Annotated in this window: 13 protein-coding genes; 11 read left to right on the top strand and 2 right to left on the bottom strand. The window is 41.3% G+C overall.

Annotated features, from left to right (window positions below; genetic code table 11):
* Positions 1-3: 3 nt before the first annotated feature.
* The 8 genes from rlmD (at position 4) to C4S74_RS23995 (ending at position 11,639) form a co-directional block, all read left to right on the top strand.
* Complete coding sequence (rlmD, locus tag C4S74_RS23965; RefSeq protein WP_103997849.1) at positions 4-2,091, top strand: 23S rRNA (uracil(1939)-C(5))-methyltransferase RlmD; 2,088 nt, start codon at positions 4-6, stop codon at positions 2,089-2,091.
* Between the two features lie 47 nt (positions 2,092-2,138).
* The gene (locus C4S74_RS27285; RefSeq protein WP_146065524.1) at positions 2,139-2,408 is read left to right on the top strand and encodes a DUF4209 domain-containing protein; all 270 of its coding nucleotides are present in this window, start codon (positions 2,139-2,141) and stop codon (positions 2,406-2,408) included.
* Positions 2,409-2,825: 417 nt separating this feature from the next.
* Entirely contained in the window at positions 2,826-3,908 is a 1,083-nt protein-coding gene (locus tag C4S74_RS23975; RefSeq protein ID WP_103997851.1) for a restriction endonuclease, read from the top strand.
* A 180-nt stretch (positions 3,909-4,088) separates the two neighbouring features.
* The gene (locus C4S74_RS23980) at positions 4,089-5,843 is read left to right on the top strand and encodes an HNH endonuclease (RefSeq protein ID WP_219819077.1); all 1,755 of its coding nucleotides are present in this window, start codon (positions 4,089-4,091) and stop codon (positions 5,841-5,843) included.
* Positions 5,844-6,137: 294 nt separating this feature from the next.
* A complete protein-coding gene (locus C4S74_RS26305) occupies positions 6,138-6,338 on the top strand; it encodes a hypothetical protein (protein ID WP_146065525.1) in 201 nt (66 codons plus the stop codon).
* Between the two features lie 195 nt (positions 6,339-6,533).
* Complete coding sequence (locus C4S74_RS23985; protein ID WP_103997853.1) at positions 6,534-7,811, top strand: hypothetical protein; 1,278 nt, start codon at positions 6,534-6,536, stop codon at positions 7,809-7,811.
* Complete coding sequence (locus tag C4S74_RS23990) at positions 7,808-9,799, top strand: McrB family protein (RefSeq protein ID WP_103997854.1); 1,992 nt, start codon at positions 7,808-7,810, stop codon at positions 9,797-9,799. Before C4S74_RS23985 ends, C4S74_RS23990 begins: the two co-directional genes overlap by 4 nt.
* Positions 9,789-11,639 (top strand): nuclease domain-containing protein, encoded by a 1,851-nt coding sequence (locus tag C4S74_RS23995; RefSeq protein WP_103997855.1) that lies wholly within the window; start codon positions 9,789-9,791, stop codon positions 11,637-11,639. Before C4S74_RS23990 ends, C4S74_RS23995 begins: the two co-directional genes overlap by 11 nt.
* A gap of 840 nt (positions 11,640-12,479) precedes the next feature.
* Here the strand turns inward: C4S74_RS23995 and C4S74_RS27230 are convergent.
* Positions 12,480-14,279, bottom strand: coding sequence for a flagellin (locus tag C4S74_RS27230; protein ID WP_103997856.1), 1,800 nt, complete (start codon positions 14,277-14,279; stop codon positions 12,480-12,482).
* A 394-nt stretch (positions 14,280-14,673) separates the two neighbouring features.
* Between C4S74_RS27230 and C4S74_RS24005 the strand changes: the two genes are divergently transcribed.
* Positions 14,674-15,936, top strand: coding sequence for a hypothetical protein (locus C4S74_RS24005; RefSeq protein WP_103997857.1), 1,263 nt, complete (start codon positions 14,674-14,676; stop codon positions 15,934-15,936).
* A 13-nt stretch (positions 15,937-15,949) separates the two neighbouring features.
* Here C4S74_RS24005 and C4S74_RS24010 read toward each other — a convergent pair whose 3' ends face one another.
* Positions 15,950-16,237 carry a hypothetical protein gene (locus C4S74_RS24010; protein ID WP_103997858.1) on the bottom strand — a complete coding sequence of 96 codons (288 nt, stop codon included), beginning with the start codon at positions 16,235-16,237 and terminating at the stop codon, positions 15,950-15,952.
* A gap of 171 nt (positions 16,238-16,408) precedes the next feature.
* On the opposite strand from C4S74_RS24010, the gene C4S74_RS24015 reads away from it, so the two are divergent.
* Together C4S74_RS24015 and C4S74_RS24020 are read left to right on the top strand one after the other, a co-directional pair.
* Positions 16,409-17,125 (top strand): MBL fold metallo-hydrolase, encoded by a 717-nt coding sequence (locus C4S74_RS24015; protein ID WP_103997859.1) that lies wholly within the window; start codon positions 16,409-16,411, stop codon positions 17,123-17,125.
* Positions 17,126-17,335: 210 nt separating this feature from the next.
* Positions 17,336-17,938, top strand: a complete 603-nt coding sequence (locus C4S74_RS24020; protein WP_181024528.1) for a hypothetical protein — start codon at positions 17,336-17,338, stop codon at positions 17,936-17,938.
* The last annotated feature ends 485 nt before the right edge of the window (positions 17,939-18,423 follow it).

Here is an 18,423-nt window from a genome sequence, read left to right on the forward strand (position 1 = left end):
GATATGAGTAAAAATAAACGGCGGGGCGGCGCGTCTGCGGGGAAACCGCAGGGCGTGGGGACGCCGGGTAGGCGGCAGGGTGAGGCTTCGCGGGGGCAAAATGGCGGCGGCAGAGCCCGGGCTGAGCGGACATCCGCGCCTCAAGCCGGGAGCAAACGCTCCGCCGCGCTGGCCGGTCTGCCGGTGGAGAAGAACGGCGAGTATACCGCCGAGATCATCGGCATCGGGCATGACGGAGAAGGCGTGGGCCGCGTCGAAGGCTTCACCCTTTTTGTACCCGGTGCCTTGCCGGGTGAGCGGGTGCGCCTTAAGGTGCTCAAGCTCAAAAAGCAGTACGGCTACGCCAAACTGCTTGAAGTGCTGGAATCGAGCCCGGACCGTGTCGGCGCGCCGTGCCCGATCTATGACAAGTGCGGCGGCTGCCAGCTTCAGCATTTGGACTACGCGGCCCAATTGAAGGTGAAACGCCAGTTTGTCGTAGACAACCTGGAACGGATCGGTAAGCTTAAAGTGGCTAAAGAAGCGGGTGCCGAGACTGGAAATGTAGTTGGAGATGCTGCTGCTTTAAGAGCCGGTATGATTGGTAGTAGTACTACTCCAATTAGTAAGAGTTTTAAACCAACAGATGAAGAAATCATTGTTCCCGAAAATAAAGTGATCAACGACGAAGCGTTGGGTTCAAAAGAAGGCCCAGACGATACTATAAGCGGAAGCGGGCTCCAGCCGTTGATGGATACGGAGTTTGTGGACGTCTCCGATTTGCTGGAAGATGCAGGTGACAGAAGTTTAGCGGGTGGTTTGCATGAGCAGGGTCAAACAGTGGGTAGGGATGATATTACTATAACCACTAGAGATGACACTATTGGGGATAACACCCCAGGGGGTAATACTGCTCCAAGAACAGGAGCCGCAACAGGAACAAGCTTCATTAATGATGTTAGTGAAGATATCGGTGAAAGCATTCTTGCAGCAGGTGTAAAAAGCACAAGCCTACGCGGCGGGGAACCGGCAGACCCACTGAAGCATGGCACAGCGCATGCCTCCGAGACGGACGGCATCGTCGTGTATCCGACCATCGGCATGAGTGATCCGTGGAGATACCGGAACAAAGCTCAGGTTCCTTTTGGCGAGGAGCAGGGCGGGCTTGTCGGCGGATTTTACGCGCAGGGCAGTCACCGGATTATCGACATGGAAGCCTGTCTAATCCAACATGCAAACAACGACGAAGTCATCGCCAAGGTCAAAGAAATCGGCCGCGGGTTAGGCATTCGTGCTTACCGGGAAGAAACACACGAAGGGTTGCTTCGGCATGTCGTCGTAAAAGTCGGCTTCCGCACGGGCGAGATCATGGTCGTGCTCGTTACAAACGGTAAAGAGATTCCGCATGCGCAGGAATGGATCGAGCAGATTCGCACCGCGATACCGGGCGTGGCAAGCATTTGCCAGAACGTCAACACCGGACGGACCAACGTCATCTTCGGAGCGACGACACGCGTTCTCTGGGGCCAGGAAGTCATCTACGACTATATCGGCGACGTCAAGTTTGCTATCTCGGCCCGTTCGTTCTTCCAGGTCAATCCGATACAAACCGAGGCGCTTTACAGTAAAGCGCTCGAATACGCCGGGCTGACCGGCGGCGAAACCGTGGTCGATGCGTACTGCGGTATCGGCACCATTTCGCTCTTCTTGGCGAAGCACGCCAAGAAGGTGTACGGCGTCGAGATCGTGCCGGAGGCGATCGAAGACGCGAAGCGCAACGCGGAGCTGAACGGCATCCGCAACGCGGAATTTGCCGTGGGAGGAGCGGAGGACGTCCTCCCCGAGTGGCAGCGCGCGGGCGTCCGTCCCGACGTCATCGTCGTCGATCCACCCCGCAAGGGCTGCGACGAGCGGCTGCTCGAAACGATCCTCCAGCTCCGTCCGGAGCGGGTCGTCTACGTGTCGTGCAACGCCTCGACCCTCGCGCGCGATTTGCGCGTGCTCGAGGACGGCGGGTACCGCACCGTCTGCGTTCAGCCGGTGGATATGTTTCCTCATACGGTGCATGTGGAGTGTACAGTGTTACTTAAATGGAAGTGGGCTTCCGATTAAGCCCCTTGAAGTAATTCGCCAATTCCCTGCTCCCCCAAAATGCTTCTTTGGTTGAGATAGGTATCCGTAAATTCTTTGAAGAGGCTTATGTTAGTTCTTTACACATTCTTGTTCCTCAGTTCGAATCCTGTCTCAGGAAGATGTTTTCACAGGCGGGATTCGCCACAACCTCTATTAAACGTGGCATGGCTCAGCATGAAGAAACTTTCAATAAATTTCTTAGCCGTGACGATATAAAGGAGGTCTTAGGAGAATCACTTCATAAATTCATTCAGATGATTATGGTTGAGCAAACTGGATTAAACTTGTGCAACTAAATTGCCCACGGATTAGTTAAAGTTGAAGACTGCAACAAACAAACCAATGTTTTGGTGTTGTACTTATACTTGCAGATAACCAAGTTTGGTCTGAATGAGAATGATACCAAAAAAACTGAGTTATTTTAATTGAGCAAACACCTAATCCTTCGGACACTTAAATATTTTGTTGTCACTGTCTACTCGTCACAGGTGGAGAGCTATGTGTCGCTGGTCAGAAAGTAATTATAAGAGCCTCATTTACCTGAATATATGATGAATCAAGCATCTATTTGCTCCATAGTTTGGGGAGCAAATGATGCTTTTTAATTACTTTAATTTTGTATGACCTTACCTATGCAGGAAATATGTCACATTAAATCGAATTCTTCCGACAATAGTATATTCTGATTGGAAATGATATAGGGGGTCCTTAAAATGGTAACTACGGTTTATGAGCAACTGATAGATTGGCGAGAATTTGAATTATTTGTTCAGAAGCTGTACCAAGAAGATCAGAACTTAAAAGTAGAACATGATGTTACCTTAGTTGGGAAGTCAGGTGCCAAGAGACAAATTGATGTTCTAATTACTCAAGAAACTAAGTTACATAAATATATAACACTTGTTGAATGTAAGAGGTGGAAAGAAAAAATCGATAGGACAATTATTGACATACTTTACGCATCAATTGAGGATTTAAATGCATCAAAAGGAGTAGTATTTACTACAAGTGGTTATGAAGCAGGAGCAGAAAAATATGCTGCCTCCAAAAATATTGATATTTTTATTGTACGAGAATTGAATGATGAAGAATGGGGACTTCCTGGTAAAATAATTCATTTTTATATGCATTTTTATTCATCGAAGTTTAATGACATTTCCTTTCCCAATGCAACTTTAATTCCTTTAGTGGAAGAATTCAGTACAAATCTTGATTTGAATATAGTTATCCAAAACGATCAAAAATTAGATGATAATCTTTTTTTATTTTCTATAAAGGATGGTGCAAGGGGGAACCATTTAATTAAGTTACTCTCGGAAAAACAAAATGAATTTGTCCAGAAGATTAGTGAAGGGCTGAATTCTTCGATGGAAGAAGGAAAAAAAGATTCGTGCATAGTTGTTCTTAGTGACGTTGAAATTGATTTTAGTAATTATGAATTTCGACAGCTTCGTATAAGTCAAGGAGCTGTTAATATCGATAAGATTACATGTAAGTTATTAACACATGTTAGCCAAACAGTCTTCCATTTTGATAGAGGCGAAAGGTTAAACATGGCTTTAGTAATTGAAAACTATATTACAAACCAAAGACATATAGTTTCGGAATCGAAGGATCAAACAAACCTTCAGATAAGTGAAAATCTCGCTAACAAACTAGTTAAGGAGAAAGTCGCTAAAGGAGAGGTTTTAGAAAATGAGTCTATTATTAAGGTATTCGCTGAACCGTGGGTTAACATTGAGTTAAAGGGTAATGAAGTTATGGCTAAAACAGAAAAGTTAATTATTGCATTATAAATTTATCCGAATAAATTTGATTCGGATAAAACCTATTTCATGCTTTAGGAATCTTTTTCCACACGTATGATTACAAAATTATTGAGAGGCCTTTCAAAAAATCTTGATATTTATTTTCCCATTCGCATTTATTACGAAGACTCCTATTTGAAAAAAATCCAAATGATGAGGTTGAGATTTTTGAACATCAATTATAGTAAAGATAATGATATAGTAAGGGCGGCTTTATACTTGGAGTATGGAGGGAAATGTTTTTATGAAGGCTTACCTCTAAGATTCAAAGAAATGCACATAGACCATATTATTCCGGAATCTATAAACAATGAGGAACTTCAAGGTATCATTTCAGAGCTGAGTTTACCTATCGATTTTAAAATTAACAGCTTATATAACTTAGTTCCCTGTTTTCCTAATGTTAATCAAGTAAAGAATAAAAATCAGTATCCACATAAATTTCTAGGGCATTGTATTTATGATGGTACTGCTAAAAAAGTAGAGGGTGTAAAAAAAAGAATTGAACAGTTATCAAAAGAGTATAAGAATGATAAAGAATTAGCAAAACTAATTGCTCGTTTAAATATATCTGAAAATAAGAAGGACTTGGAAGAATTATATAATGCTTTATCAAAAGAAAAGCCTTTTGAGCTGAAAAGAAAAATCAATAAAGATGAGAATTCTTACACATACGAAAGAAGTTTTCCGAATATCAGATTAGCAGCAATTTTACCTACCTATCCTGAAATGAAGGGGAGTTGTTTAATAACTTTTAGTAATCTAAGGCTAAGGGACTGCATGATATCACTAAATCACAAACAGATAATGGATCAATTGTTCGAAGGCGCTAAAAGTAAGCTAGAAAACAAACTTAGAAGCTTTGTAAATTTTTCTGAGGAAATTGAACCAAATACCTACTATGTAAATTTAGCTAATGTTCGACTCCCTCTTGTAAAGAATGAAGTTGTACAACTATTAGAAATTATTGACGATGTATATGATTTATACATGGAAGAGTCAGCCCTTTTATATAAATCATTTAATCGAGACATTTTTGAAAGTACTGGTTCAGGAAATCGTTTGCGCTTGTTTAAAATAAAAAGACAATTATGGTTTGCACTCCAGAAATTTTGCAAGCATTTCGATTATGCTAATGGCGATTCAGATTGGCATATATTTGATGCGAGCGGTTCAATGCTAAAAGTATATGATAAAATAAAAGAGGAGTTCAGGTTATTTGTCTTCCCGCAAGTAGAACAAAAAGATTTTTTGATAGCAAAAGATGATGATGTATGGTTAGTATGGACTGATGAATTTTATTGGAATATCAAACTATCCAATTTTGAGAGCAATGATTGTTGGAGTCCCTTATTTTCGTATCAGTGGTTAGTTACGGAGTTAATTCCACAAGTGATGTTTTGGAATGAGAGCGGCAATGAAAAAATGTTTCGTAAGCGACAATCTATTGAAGAGTTTAAGAAAAGATTTGATTTAACAACATATGTAAGCTCCATGCCTAATTTAACTAATGAAGAAGCTTTATTGGATTTCGTTTCCAATCTACAAAAGTTCTTTCACATTAGACCACATAATACATTTCAGCTCAATGAACTCTCTGTAGTATATGGTTCTTTAATTAAAATAATTGAGAAAACAAATATCAGTTCAAGTGAGATTCACTATGTTTCCGGGAAATTAAACTTACGAAATATTAGCGATAAAGAAACATTGCTCCAAGGTATTTCTACCTTGCTGTTAGATGACAAGAATGAAGAAAGCGTTATTTCTTCTTTTTCTCTCGATCTTATTTTTCGATGTATGGTAGTTGTTTTGAGGGATTGCAAGAACTCTTTATCATTATTGGATACTAGGGAAATCAAATGCAAACTCAATAAGTATTATAATTTGATGATACAAGAAACAGTAAGAAGCAAACTGTAAAAATAAGTGCCACATTTAATCTCTTAGGCGTAACAGTAAATTCAGAGCAAACACCATTCAGAAAACTCTTGTTCTCACTGTCTACTCGACACATGTGGAGTGCGTGGCGTTATTGGTGAGGGATGAATGTAAATAGTACACAAAGTCATCACAAAGCTTAAATAGTTGTGTCACGAGCCAAGCGAAATTCAGGTATCCAATCCTGCGTTTCCCGAGGCTCTTTTCATTTGAGGAGATTAGGGGGAGGCTTCGAAAAGGGAATGTCCAGTTCCGGCATATAGGGAAAATGCAGGAATGACAGGGCTGGCGGTGTTTTTCTCCTTAACTCGCGCTACACCAGCTGTTGTAGATGTTCTTCTTCACAGGCAACATGCTTTATCACAAAGCAAGACGTCTTTAAAACTTATGTTTGGTTTTCGAACTGGTGAAGCTGGCTTGCGCTTGACTGCTTTTCGTTCCACAGCGCGCATGAAAATTTTTCTTAGAATTCAGTGATTATATTTATTAATACCTGTTTCCAGACCAACATCTTCGCCGTCTTGTCGCCGGCTTTCCTTACCATGTGAATAACGACAATTAATACTGTAAGATGATGTATTCCGACACATTTATTAATCAGAGCGTTTACATTTTGTAGATATTAATCGAGTGTAATTATGATAAAATAGGATAAGATTGGGAGGGTCGTCTATGCATGAAAGTGAATGGTTACCAAAAGCATTAACTAAACAAGATTTGTTGCAAATTTGTATGCTCTTTAATTTATCTATTGATGGATTTAGGAAAGAGAGCTTGTCAACACGGCCGGTGGAACAAATAAGACAGCTTGTAGCAGACTCTTTAAAACGAGGAATAGGAGCAAAAAAGCTAGAAAGAAGAAAGGTACCCATACATAGCTTTTATAACCGCATTGCCGAGGATATTTTAGAGGAAAAAACTGAACTAAGAATGAACGATTTTAATCAGTTTGCATTACAACTGGAAACAGAAGAAAACATTCGTCCTTATCAGAAACTGGCTCTCATCTATGAATTGTTCAATCACGTGTATATGGAATATTACCATACAATAACAACCAATATTACGAGAAAACAGGATATTTTTCAAGGAATTTTAGAGTTTCAAGAAGAAGCAATGCTGGATCTTTTAATAAATGATGATGAATACCCATCGCATGCAGAGTATCTGACGTTTATTAATAAACTTGGACTTATAGAAGAATATAGAAAAGCAGAAAAAGAGCTCGATAAAATGGCAAATCAAAAGATAAAGCTTTCTTATGTAATAAAACTCAACAGCATGGAAAGGTTGCTGCATTCTTTGGTGCTGTTGCCGCGGTATACTGAACTTGCGCCTTCGGTATTTAGACAGTATGTAAAGGAAAAAGAAAAATACAATGAGGGGTTTATTAATGAAATAAAAAAACAAACAGCTGCCGCAAGTGATCGGCTAGTGAAGGTAACGGATGAACTGCAAGATATAAAAACACAGAGAAACAAATATAAGGAACAGATGAATGATTTAATCATTGAGATGGATAAATTTAAAGAAGAAATCAGGGCAAAGCACGATGAAATTAATGATCTGAAGAAAGAGGTAGCTTACGCAAAAGAAAGGCTAGCGGAGGCAGAGGTGAAAAAAGAACTTTTTGATGAACTTATTCCTGTCAATAACCACGCAATTATTATAACGAATCACTCAGAGGAACGAATCAAGACTCTATTCACAAAACAACTTGTAACAAAAGCTGCATTTAACAAGCTTAAAAGTTCAGGTGAAATTAATACATTAAAGAAGAAAACAATGTTTATTGACCGTTATTCATTTACAAACACGAAGGAATGGAACGAGCTACGAAATTATCTAACACAAAATCAATTTAAATTTGTTGAATATGCCGATTACATTGAGCTATTAAAACAGTACATTTTGTTTATAGAAGAAGCATATGCGGAGGAGTACTTATGAATACACAAGTAGAGCTCTTAAACGAGAAGGAAAAGCGAGAAATTAACAATTGCTACATTTTAGGGAGACTTGCGGATGATTTTGATTATGATTACATTCCCCCTTTAGGTGTAGAAAGAAAAAGCGTAACGAAAAGCCACAAGAATGAGAACACCAATGTTTTTTATTTGCAATCACTAAGTGAAGAGCCAAAAGCGTTCAGCCAAAGACTTGGAAAAGATGAGAAGGAATGCTATGTGTCTTTTGATGACCGTAACGGCAGATATCTTCAAAGCATCAAATACTTTGAGCAGACAGATAAAATAAAATTTTTAAGAGAACATTTAGAAGGTAAACTAATCCTATTTAAACCAAAGTTAAATGTTCGAAACGGTGGAGACATCCCATATCACTATAATTTTGAAATTGTATTTGTTTTTGACGACAAATTTGAAGCCAATCATTATATTGCAGTACCCCAGGTTAAGAAAGGAATGCCAGCTGTACGATTTGAAAAGGCCCTTATGGAGCGTACTCCTATCCAGCTTTCGGACTACCCAACCAGCATGGAAATTCCTGAGTTTATTTTATGTGATGGATATTTATACTATATTCCTATGCAGGATATCCTGGAAACGAGTCATCAGAACAGCATAACCTATTATGCAAAAAGACCAAAAGATATCCTGAAATTACCAATAAACGAGTTGTCTAATTTTTGGGACCAATTGAAGGCAACGTATCGTGAGATTGGATTTATTTCAGATCTTTATGCAAGTTCTCTAAGGGACACTTTTAACTTAGTTGGAAAGCCCATTACGGATCAAGAGCAACCGATTAAAAAAGAGGAGAAAATACAAACTAATTCGCAGGCTTTGGAGCAAAAAGTAGAACAGGAACTAACGGAAGTTGATTTTATTGCACGGTTAAAATACTTTGCTCAAAAGGAAGATCTAGTGTACCGAGAGGAAGAAGCTCTTGTTAACTTTCATACAGCATTGAAAACATGTGATATAGCTGTTCTTGGCGGTATGAGCGGGACTGGGAAAACACAGCTGGCGTTGCAGTATGCTAGAGCACTTGGCCTCAAAGAGGGAGAGAATTTACTCGTTGTACCAATTTCACCGTCTTATACTGAGCCTGCAGATATCTTAGGCTACTTGAATCACCAAATGGGCCTTTTTATGGAAAGCGAAACAGGACTAGTTTCCTTTTTGGAGAGGGCGAGTGGAGAACCAGACGAATTATTTATGGTGCTGTTTGATGAAATGAATTTGGGCCAAGTAGAGCATTATTTTTCACCGTTTATCTCACTTTTGGAGATGCCTAGAGAGCAAAGAATGCTAAGACTTTTCAGCAAAGATGCGGTGTGCCATAACCGTAAATTTAAGAAGGGCATTCCAATCAGAGACAATGTTCTTTTTGTGGGAACAGCCAACTTTGATGAAACAACAAAGGATTTCTCCAATCGTATGCTCGATCGAATGAATGTCATTTTCCTTGAAAAACTATCCTTTGGTGAAGCCTTTTTTGAGAAGGAAAGTAGTTATAATGAAGTGCAGAGGGGCAATAAAGATATTACCAGAAAGTTATACCGTGAAACATGGAAATCGAAAGGTTTTCATTTAGAAGAAACCGAAGTTGCTCTCTTAGACCGTCTTCATGAAGACTTACGAGGCGTAGATGCGCAGATTGGTGTTAGTTTTCGGGTGGCAAAAGGAATTGGAAACTATATAGAAAATATTCCTGAAGATCAGGATGGTAATCCATTTATTACACGCAAAACAGCATTTGATTATCAAATCAAGCAGCGAATTTTAACGAAAATTCGCGGACACCGGGAACAAATTCAAGAACTTGTCGGTACTTTCGAGGGCGGAGTCTACCAGCAGGGACTCATTGCACGCCGCTTGCTTGAAGAGCGGAGTGGAGAGGATGAATTTAAAAGCTCTCTAGACTTTTTGGAGCAAAAGGCGAAGGAGCTGACGAGGAACGGGTATGCACTTTAATGCAGAAGAATTACCATTTGTGCTTGAATTTTTTACCGACAAGTCAAGATTCAACACAAAAAGCGTAAAGGAGTTTTGGATACGGAATCAAGTTTCTCCTGGATCGATCCGGGATTTGGTGTTGGTCAAGGAAAACATTCCAATTGGTGTAAGGCTTTATACAAAAGAGGGCGCTGAGAAAGATTTAAACGCCAAAGTAGTAATTCAAACGAGCACATATGATGAAAATGGAAAACAAATTGATATCCAGGTTCCCTTGTCTAATAAAGACGATGAAGAGTTCATTTTTGAGTATGAAGATAAGAAAGATAAGACTAACAAAGGTAAAGAGTTTCCATGGCGTTTAGGAGTATATTTTTTTGATGTTTATTATGGTGGGTATGTGTATTCTTCAGGTATTAATGTGGCTCCAATTCATGTTACAGCAGAGCAGGTGCAGCGTATGCACTTGCTCTTAGAGCAGGAGATTGAGGGAATTTGTTATGATCTCATTTATACGTCTAAATCTACAAGTAACGAATTTGAATTTTTAAAAATGAAATCCTATTACGATTATGTACTAAGGCTGATAAATGAGAAAGATAAAATAATCGGATCCTTAATACAAATCGAACGAAATCTAAAAAATCAAGTCATAACCCAGTACAAGACAGGGACATATCAAATGAAGATTGACCATATTAGTTTGCGGTGGAAAGAGGTTCGCGGCTCATCATTCGAACTAAACAAGCGAAAAGTGTTAAGTTATGATACGCCGCAAAACCGTTGGTTAAAGCACGTGCTTCTTTCCTGGCGTAATGAACTGCACAATATAGTAGAAACTATAGAAGCAGACTGGAAACAAAAAATGCTAACTATCGGCTCTAAGGAAGAGCAACGCAAGCAGAGTGAAAAGAGAATAGATACCTTTTATAATGCGCGTGAAATCTCAAAGGCATCTAAAGATTCTATGAAGTCTCAGTTTTATAGGCTAGAAGAAGATATTATAAAGATGCGCCGTGAACTCAGTGTGCTTCAAAGATGGAGTCAACTGGTGAAAAATATGATTGGGCGCTTTTCATTTATGCTCTACTCCACCGAACTGAGCGGGGTGAAACGAGGTTGGAGAAAACCATCCATGAAAGACCCAAATTACCGAAAAATCAGTGATTTATATGAAGAAGGTAGCAAGGTACTGCGGGGAGAAACCTCGGCAAAACATGTTGTTCCTATTCTAAAACCTACATGGAAAATTTATGAGCAGTTTGTTTATTTTCAGGTAGTTAATATGCTGAGGAAACAAGGCTACAGCGTAATAAACCACCATGATATGGAGAGAGTTAGAAATTTGGAATCTGGGTTTTGCGTCGAACTTGAAAACGAATCTACAATCATTCATGTCTGGTATGACAAAGTTGTCCAGCTCAGAGTGGATGCGGAAAATTCCGGTGATCTTTTCTATTCGTCACAGCAACTTATTCAGCCGGATATCCGGATTGATTTATATAAAAAAAGTAAGAAAAACATGTTTATTGCGAGTCTCGCACTCGATGCTAAACACCGTAAGTATAAATCGCTTCACAATGCTAATTTCACAAGCATTGTTTATACCCAGCTTTCAAAGTATCAAAGTATTTTTTATTCTGGTGAGTATAGTGCGCAGGGCAGGAGAAGAAGTGTTGTTCACTATGTGATCTGCGTTTATTCGCGAGATAACGATGCTCATGTAAAACAGGAAGTGCTCCCGCATGTATTTATCCAACTTTTCCCTGACATTGACCAAGATCAAATGATTGGTTACGAAGAACTGAGTTATGAGCTTTCTCAATGGCTAGAGGAGACGAAAAATATAATTCCTTAAAAAAGCAATTATCCGTATTAAAGCATGAGCTTGACTATGTCAGTAACATAGATGCAAATGATGGATGGGTAATCCAAATGGTCATCGTGGATGTGATAATGGTATGCATCAATAATAAGCCTAAGATTGAGGATACTAAATAATTGAGATTAAACAAATGTCCCGCTTTAAGCAAAGCCTCCCCGACGGAACTTCCCGTACCGGTAACGCTGTGTAATAATCTTCTCAATCATCCGGTAGATCTCAAGCAAATCCTCCATATGGCAGATCGTCGGCGTTCGCGGGTGAAATCCGTCAATCAGGTCAATACTTCTACTACCGAAAGGGCTGACCGTAGAGCTTAAACTAAGTATGAGATTTCTGGGACGGACAGTACAGGGAAGGGCTGGAAGCCAAGTACTCTGCATTAATGCTGGAATTATAGTTCTAGTGGTTGCCCTACAGCGTGTTTCCTTGGTCTATTTATATTGAAGATGATGTAAAAAACTGTTAATCAGAAGTAGCAGGCGCTAAGGTTTAAAAGTGAGGAACCTGATCACTGAAAAGGCGTGGAGTCTTGCTCCAAGCCTTTTTGTTGTCGTGCTATGCTCTTCGAAAATGCTTACCTATTATCCTCTAGTTTGTCCGTGAATGACATAACATAAGAAGCGGGAAGATTAACTATTCTTGTAAGGACGGCTTGCTGACCGGGCAGCCTCCTGTTGTTCAAGGACTTCGATGTAGTTTTCAAGAATCTTGCCGCTTCCGGCATTATCAATGGCTCTAAATCCACAAAGAGGAACTCTCCACTCCCCTTTTTCCTACAACAAAAGAACCTACCTATAAGGTAGGTTCTTTTCACTATTTAAGTAACTGCAACACCGCTTGTGGATGCTGATTGGCCTGGGCCAACATCGTTTGGGCCGCTTGCATAAGCATATTGGATTTTGTCATAGTCGACATTTCCTTGGCCATGTCTGCGTCACGAATACGGGATTCGGCCGCTATTTGATTTCCGGCAGAATTATTCACGTTGTTTAAGGTATGTTCCATACGGTTTTGCAGTGCGCCATACATCGCCCGATAGTGCAGAACTTTTTCAATGGCTCCATCCGCTTTGGCTAATGCTTGTTCAGGTATGGATGGTGGGAGCAGCCCTAAATCCTTGATGCCCAATCCCTGTGTGCCCACATTGAAAAGGGGGATAACAAGGGTCTCGTCTTTGTTAGCTCCAGCTTGAATGGTAAGTTTTGGCGGGAGATAGTCGATATCCGTGATGTCTGTATTCACGGTGGTTTCAATATGTTTAGTTTCGACAGTTTCTTGCGTTTGTTCAAACGGTTCATAATTTAATGAAAACGGGCCATATGTAAAGGCAAAAGTCACACTAGACCCGCTAGGTACATTTAGCTGCCAATTAAAATTTACTTGGGGCTGTCCTGCCGCGGGGTTATCTATGGAAAGCTCTGTCGGCGATAAAGATCCAAGCGGAAACTGAATGCCTGCGTTAGCTTCTGTCCCCGTCGTGGTAAAGGAACTGCCTCCGGGTGGACTTATTACGGTATGGCCATTAGGCAACGGGCTTCCACCGGCACCCGTGATAACTGAATTTGCTGGGGGGTTAACTATATTACTTAGATTAATATTCATGTTGAATGAATCTTTATTAGTGATTTCATATCTGATTTCCATCGAGTTATCGGCTAAAAGAGTCCTGTATCTTAGAATGGACAGGTTTGTACCGGGAAACCACATATGATCCCAAGCGGGATCACTGCCTTCGTTGCTGCGGCTTGTATATACAACTTCCCATGAACTTCCGTTAACTTCAATATCCTCCAGCATCGTACCGTATGCTTCGCCAAAATGTCTCGGTCCAAAATAGGTTTTATTCATGCCGTGAGAGTACCAGTAGGCCGGTTTGGAAAACTCAGGATCGTTCACAGCGGTCAGCGATTCATAAACAGTCTTATTGGTGTCTGTTTTGGTTGTGGTTAGCGTGTCAACATTATATTCATTGAATGCTTCTGTTCCATCCGGTAAAACAAGAGGTGTAATATTGTTCGTATTTAAGAAGGTATGGGTCGTTTCGGATGTATCGGAACTACTGATCACATGCTTTGCTTCATCCGGTGTTCCTCTTGGTTTGTATACGATATTTTTGTTTGTGGAAGATACCGGTGGTGGGTCACTTGCCGAAAAAGTACTGCTGCTGCTTGAACGATCAGCCAAAATCTTATAATCATTTCTTGCTAACAAGTTCATCGTATTGAATGAGGTTTTCTTTGAAAGACTTTCGATTTCATCCGTAAGCTGATGGATTTCCGTGTCAATTTTTCGCCGGTCTTCATCGGTAAGGGGATCATTTAATCCACGAATGGTCAGTTCCCTTTGTCTTTGTAAAATGTCCGTTATCTCTTGTAAACCGCCCTCTGCGGTTTGAATAAGCGAAATGCCATCCTGAACGTTTCTGGATGCCTGATATAACCCTCTGATTTGTGCCCTCATTTTTTCGGATATAGCCAACCCGGCAGCATCGTCAGAAGCTTTATTGATTCGTAACCCCGAAGAAAGTTTTTCCAGACTACTCGAACTTGCTTTAGAATTTTTTTGCAGCGTATTATTTATCCTATAAGCAGGTATATTGTGGGATATTTTCATTTTTCATACCTCTATACCAATGATGTGATAGGATTATTTTACCATGACTATAGATCTAGCGTACATAAAGTTAACATAAAAGTTTACATAACAGGGCCTGCAAAATTCAGTTCAGAGTGTTAAAGGAATTACGAGAGTAACTCGGCTATAATGGGGAAGGCTGATTATGCGTCTATTGTCCTGCATCCGTCCAGGGTGGAAGTCATAGGACTGAGAAAGTCTATTAAGCTCTATATGATTTTGAATTGTTTTGCAAACAGTCACAGGATTAAATGTTCATTTCTTTTATAACTAAACATTCTCTAACGTTTGATTCATTATACTAGCTATAATTGTTACAGCCGGAGCCCGCAGGTGATTCCAGGATAAAAGCCAGTGTGGCGGGAGGAGATAAATGCACATTCAAAAGTTTCGCTACGAATTAACCCGCGGGTTAGGAAGCATTATTCTCTATCTGAAAGAGAACCCCGCGCTCACTTATCGGCATCTGGATGCTATAACGGATGCTTGTATTCGGAACACCGCGTACGACCCCCAATGTGATGGAAGCAGAGAAGCCTATCTATGGGAGGTCATTCAGCTCTCCAAGGCCTCCCCTATTTTACAGGAACGAATTCTCGATGCTTTGGGAGGTAAAGTAAACGGGTGGAACCTCCTGCAAGTGTATCGATTAGCGAAAATCTTTGCTTCCCACGGCAATGCGGCAGCGGTAGATACCATGAAAAGAGGATTCCGTTACGATGAAGAATGGAATTGTTTCATAGGTGGGGAAGAGATTATTGAGGCCGGGGGAGCACAAGGTTTTTTGTTTGTGGCAAAGGAGATCGGCAAGAAGATATTGTCTTCCGAATACGAAGGGAATACTTTCATTTGGGAATCCGCCAAGGAGTTATTAGGCGAGGAAAAGGCAGCGGCTCTCCTGGTAGAGTCCGCGAAGGACGAAAGAATTAAGGCTTTTTATCAATCAGTGCTCCCGGACGAGGGTGACTACTCTTTGTCAAACGGCCGAAAGGCTCTTCCCTATGAGGAATTGAAGTCCGAAAAAGCCCGGTACCCTTACATTAGATGGGGTATGTGTGCGTCTAAGGAAGACTTGTTCAAAGCTGCCGATGACTTATTGAAAGAAGAGCATCCGAAGAAGCTGGAAGCTTATTTGTCTATATTCGTTAATGTGGCTTTTCCGCTTGATCCGCAAAAAATTATAGATCTGGCACAATCCCAAAATAAACGTCTGCGTTCAGCAGCCATTCGTGCACTTCGCAATCTGAAGAACGAGCGTATCCATCGGCTTGCCGTCCAACTGATCTGTCAACGGGAGACAGAGATAGAGGCACTGGAACTATTCACTTTAAATTATGAGGAGAATGATCTGCCTCTATTGGAGAGTATTGCTTTTAAGAAGCACAACAAGCACTCGTTTCATAACATGGAGTTGGATATGGTCAACATTTTTGAGAACCATCCTACTGCATCGTGCCAAAAGATCATGATTGAACTGTACAAAAAAGGATTTTGCTCCCTTTGCAGACGGTGGGCTGTAGAAATTATGCTGGCCAATCACATGCTGCCTGCCGCTTTGCGGGATGAAATCCAGTACGATTGCAATCCGGATATTCGGGAGCTTTGGATGAAAAGCGCGAGCGCCGGGCTTCCCTAGCCGACGCCTGCGCTTATTTTCTTCTGTAGAACTTTTCCCAATCGTTTATAACTTCCGCGTGTGTCAATAATTGTTCTCTTAGCCACTGGAATGTTTTCCATTCATGTAACGCCTGCCGCTTAGTTTTATAAAAGCGATAGTCGCAAATATTCCAGGGACAGTACAATTTCCGGTACCACTTTCCGTTTTGAACGTCGCCTTTAAAGCGGCGTACCGCTTTGCCGGCCTGCCTTTTGGTCCAACCGGTGCTTAGGTGCTGTTGGTCTTTAAATACCGGCGACTTTTTTACACTTCTGCTCATTGGGCTCTCTAACTCCTCCTTTTGGGAAGCTAGAGACCGTCTAATATTTTCATAGTTCACCCCGGCGTTTGAGTTATTCAATCCGTAGATATAAACGGATTCGATACAGGAAAAGTTACTTTTTAAGGAAAAGAAATAGTAAATATATACATAATCAGGAGGATTAATTTTATGGATTTAAAACGATTAACGGATCGTGTTTTTTATACGATGTTCAGCAAAGAATCCGATAGGCCGGTTCTCGGTTATATCAATGGGCAAACGCGATCTTTAATGGTGGATGCGGGCAATTCTAAATACCATGTCGCATTGTTTAATAAAGCTGTACGTAAGGAAGGATTGAGAATACCGGAAATCGTTGCGATAACGCATTGGCATTGGGATCATACTTTTGGGATGCATGCGGCGGAGGGGGTGACCATTGCCCACGAAAAAACGAATGCTAAACTAGCGGAACTAGCGGAGTGGGAATGGACAGATATTGAGATGAAAAAGAGATTAGCGGCAGGGATCGAGATTGAATTTGCGGATACCTGCATTCGGAATGAGTACCCTTCGCTATCGGAGATAAGAGTGGTGGCTTCTGACATCTCTTTTGACGGAACGATGGAAATCGATCTGGGAGGTATTACGGCACAATTACATCATGTAACATCTCCGCACAGTGACGATTCTGTCTGCATATTGGTGCCCCAGGAACGAGTATTATTTGTCGGCGATGCGGTTGGAGTGGATTATTATAAGGATTGCTACTTGGATAAAGATAAATTGCGTTCTTTACTTACAGCGATTGAAGGATTTGATTTTGATACGTGTGTAGTCGGACATGCCGAACCGGTAAGTAAACAAAAAATTGTTGCTGTCATGAATTCTCTTCTGGAACGTTAAAACCAACTGGTTGGTAAACGAAGCCGCAAGGAGTACGCGCCGGAGATCGAGCTTGTGAAACGCAATAAGATGACGGACGCCGAGTTTTATCGTACCAGCAGGGACGACGCGCGCAGCTCGAAGGAATTACTTTCTTCTGCCAAATCCTTCAAAACTCCTGCCGCAAAACCGATATATAAGGAGCACTTGTAAAAAAAGGAGAGTACTGGGATGTCTAAACGCAGCAAAATGAGTTTTTTGATCGGAATGGCCATTGTCCTACTGGTTGTTATGTCGGGGTGTGGAAGCAAGGAAAAGAATGAAGAGGTAAAACCGGCGGAGACGGCTAAGAGTACGCCTGCAAATACCGCGAATCCGGCGAGTGCTTCGGCTAAGCCGAAAGAGCCGACTCCTGAGTCTAAACTAAGTGAGATCAGCAACTTTATGACGTCGTCTTTTTGGAACGAAGGATTTGTGGACATCACTTGGTACGTCAGCAATGGAACAGGCAACACTGGGAAAAAGCTGGACATTGATTTCACAATAGAGCGCCTGGGCAAAGCGATGGAAAAAAAGGCGGAATACGATACGTACATTCAGGGACTGGACGCCAAGTATGACAACGTGAAGCAGGTTGGTGATGTCTCCTTTTATAAGCGTCAGGGTAGTTTGATTCACCTTCACATTGACTTCCATATGGTTCCCTCCTGTAACGGTATGCTTAATCGGCGTACGCAGTTCAACATGTTCTTCGCCCAAATGTTCATGATAAGAAGAAGACAGTGCTGCACAAGATATTTATTCCGTTCTCTCACGAATGGCTGTCGTGCCTGATAATCCCTCTGCTCATCTAACCCTCAACAACGCCCGGTGAGTCGCACAAGGAACGTACTTCTCGCACTTCTCCGCACACGCTCACCCTGTACATTCTGTTTATTCCGTACACTCTCTATGTTTCCAACCGCACGTCCTTGTACCTCTTTACCCCTCATGATACGTGAACGAACGTATTCCCACTATAATTCCCGTACGCTTCCGCGTAAGCGGTAACCCGAATCTTTTTCACACAAAAAAGGTAAACTTTTCTCCGGTCGTAATACTTTCGCCATGTTCGCGGAACCGAAAATGAGCGAAGATAGGTACAGAAGGCGGGCACGTTAAAACGGCCCACCGGATAATATCACCGAGGCGCCTGGACGGGTTACTTCGACTTTTAATCGGCTGGTCGTTGGTTCGAGTCCAACTTCCTCCATGGGGAGGAATAGCTCAGATGGTAGAGCAGCATGTACCTGTCCGACCTATTTCCTCGGTGATTTCTA

Source organism: Paenibacillus sp. UNC499MF (assembly GCF_900107975.1).
Taxonomy (GTDB): Bacteria; Bacillota; Bacilli; order Paenibacillales; family NBRC-103111; genus Paenibacillus_F.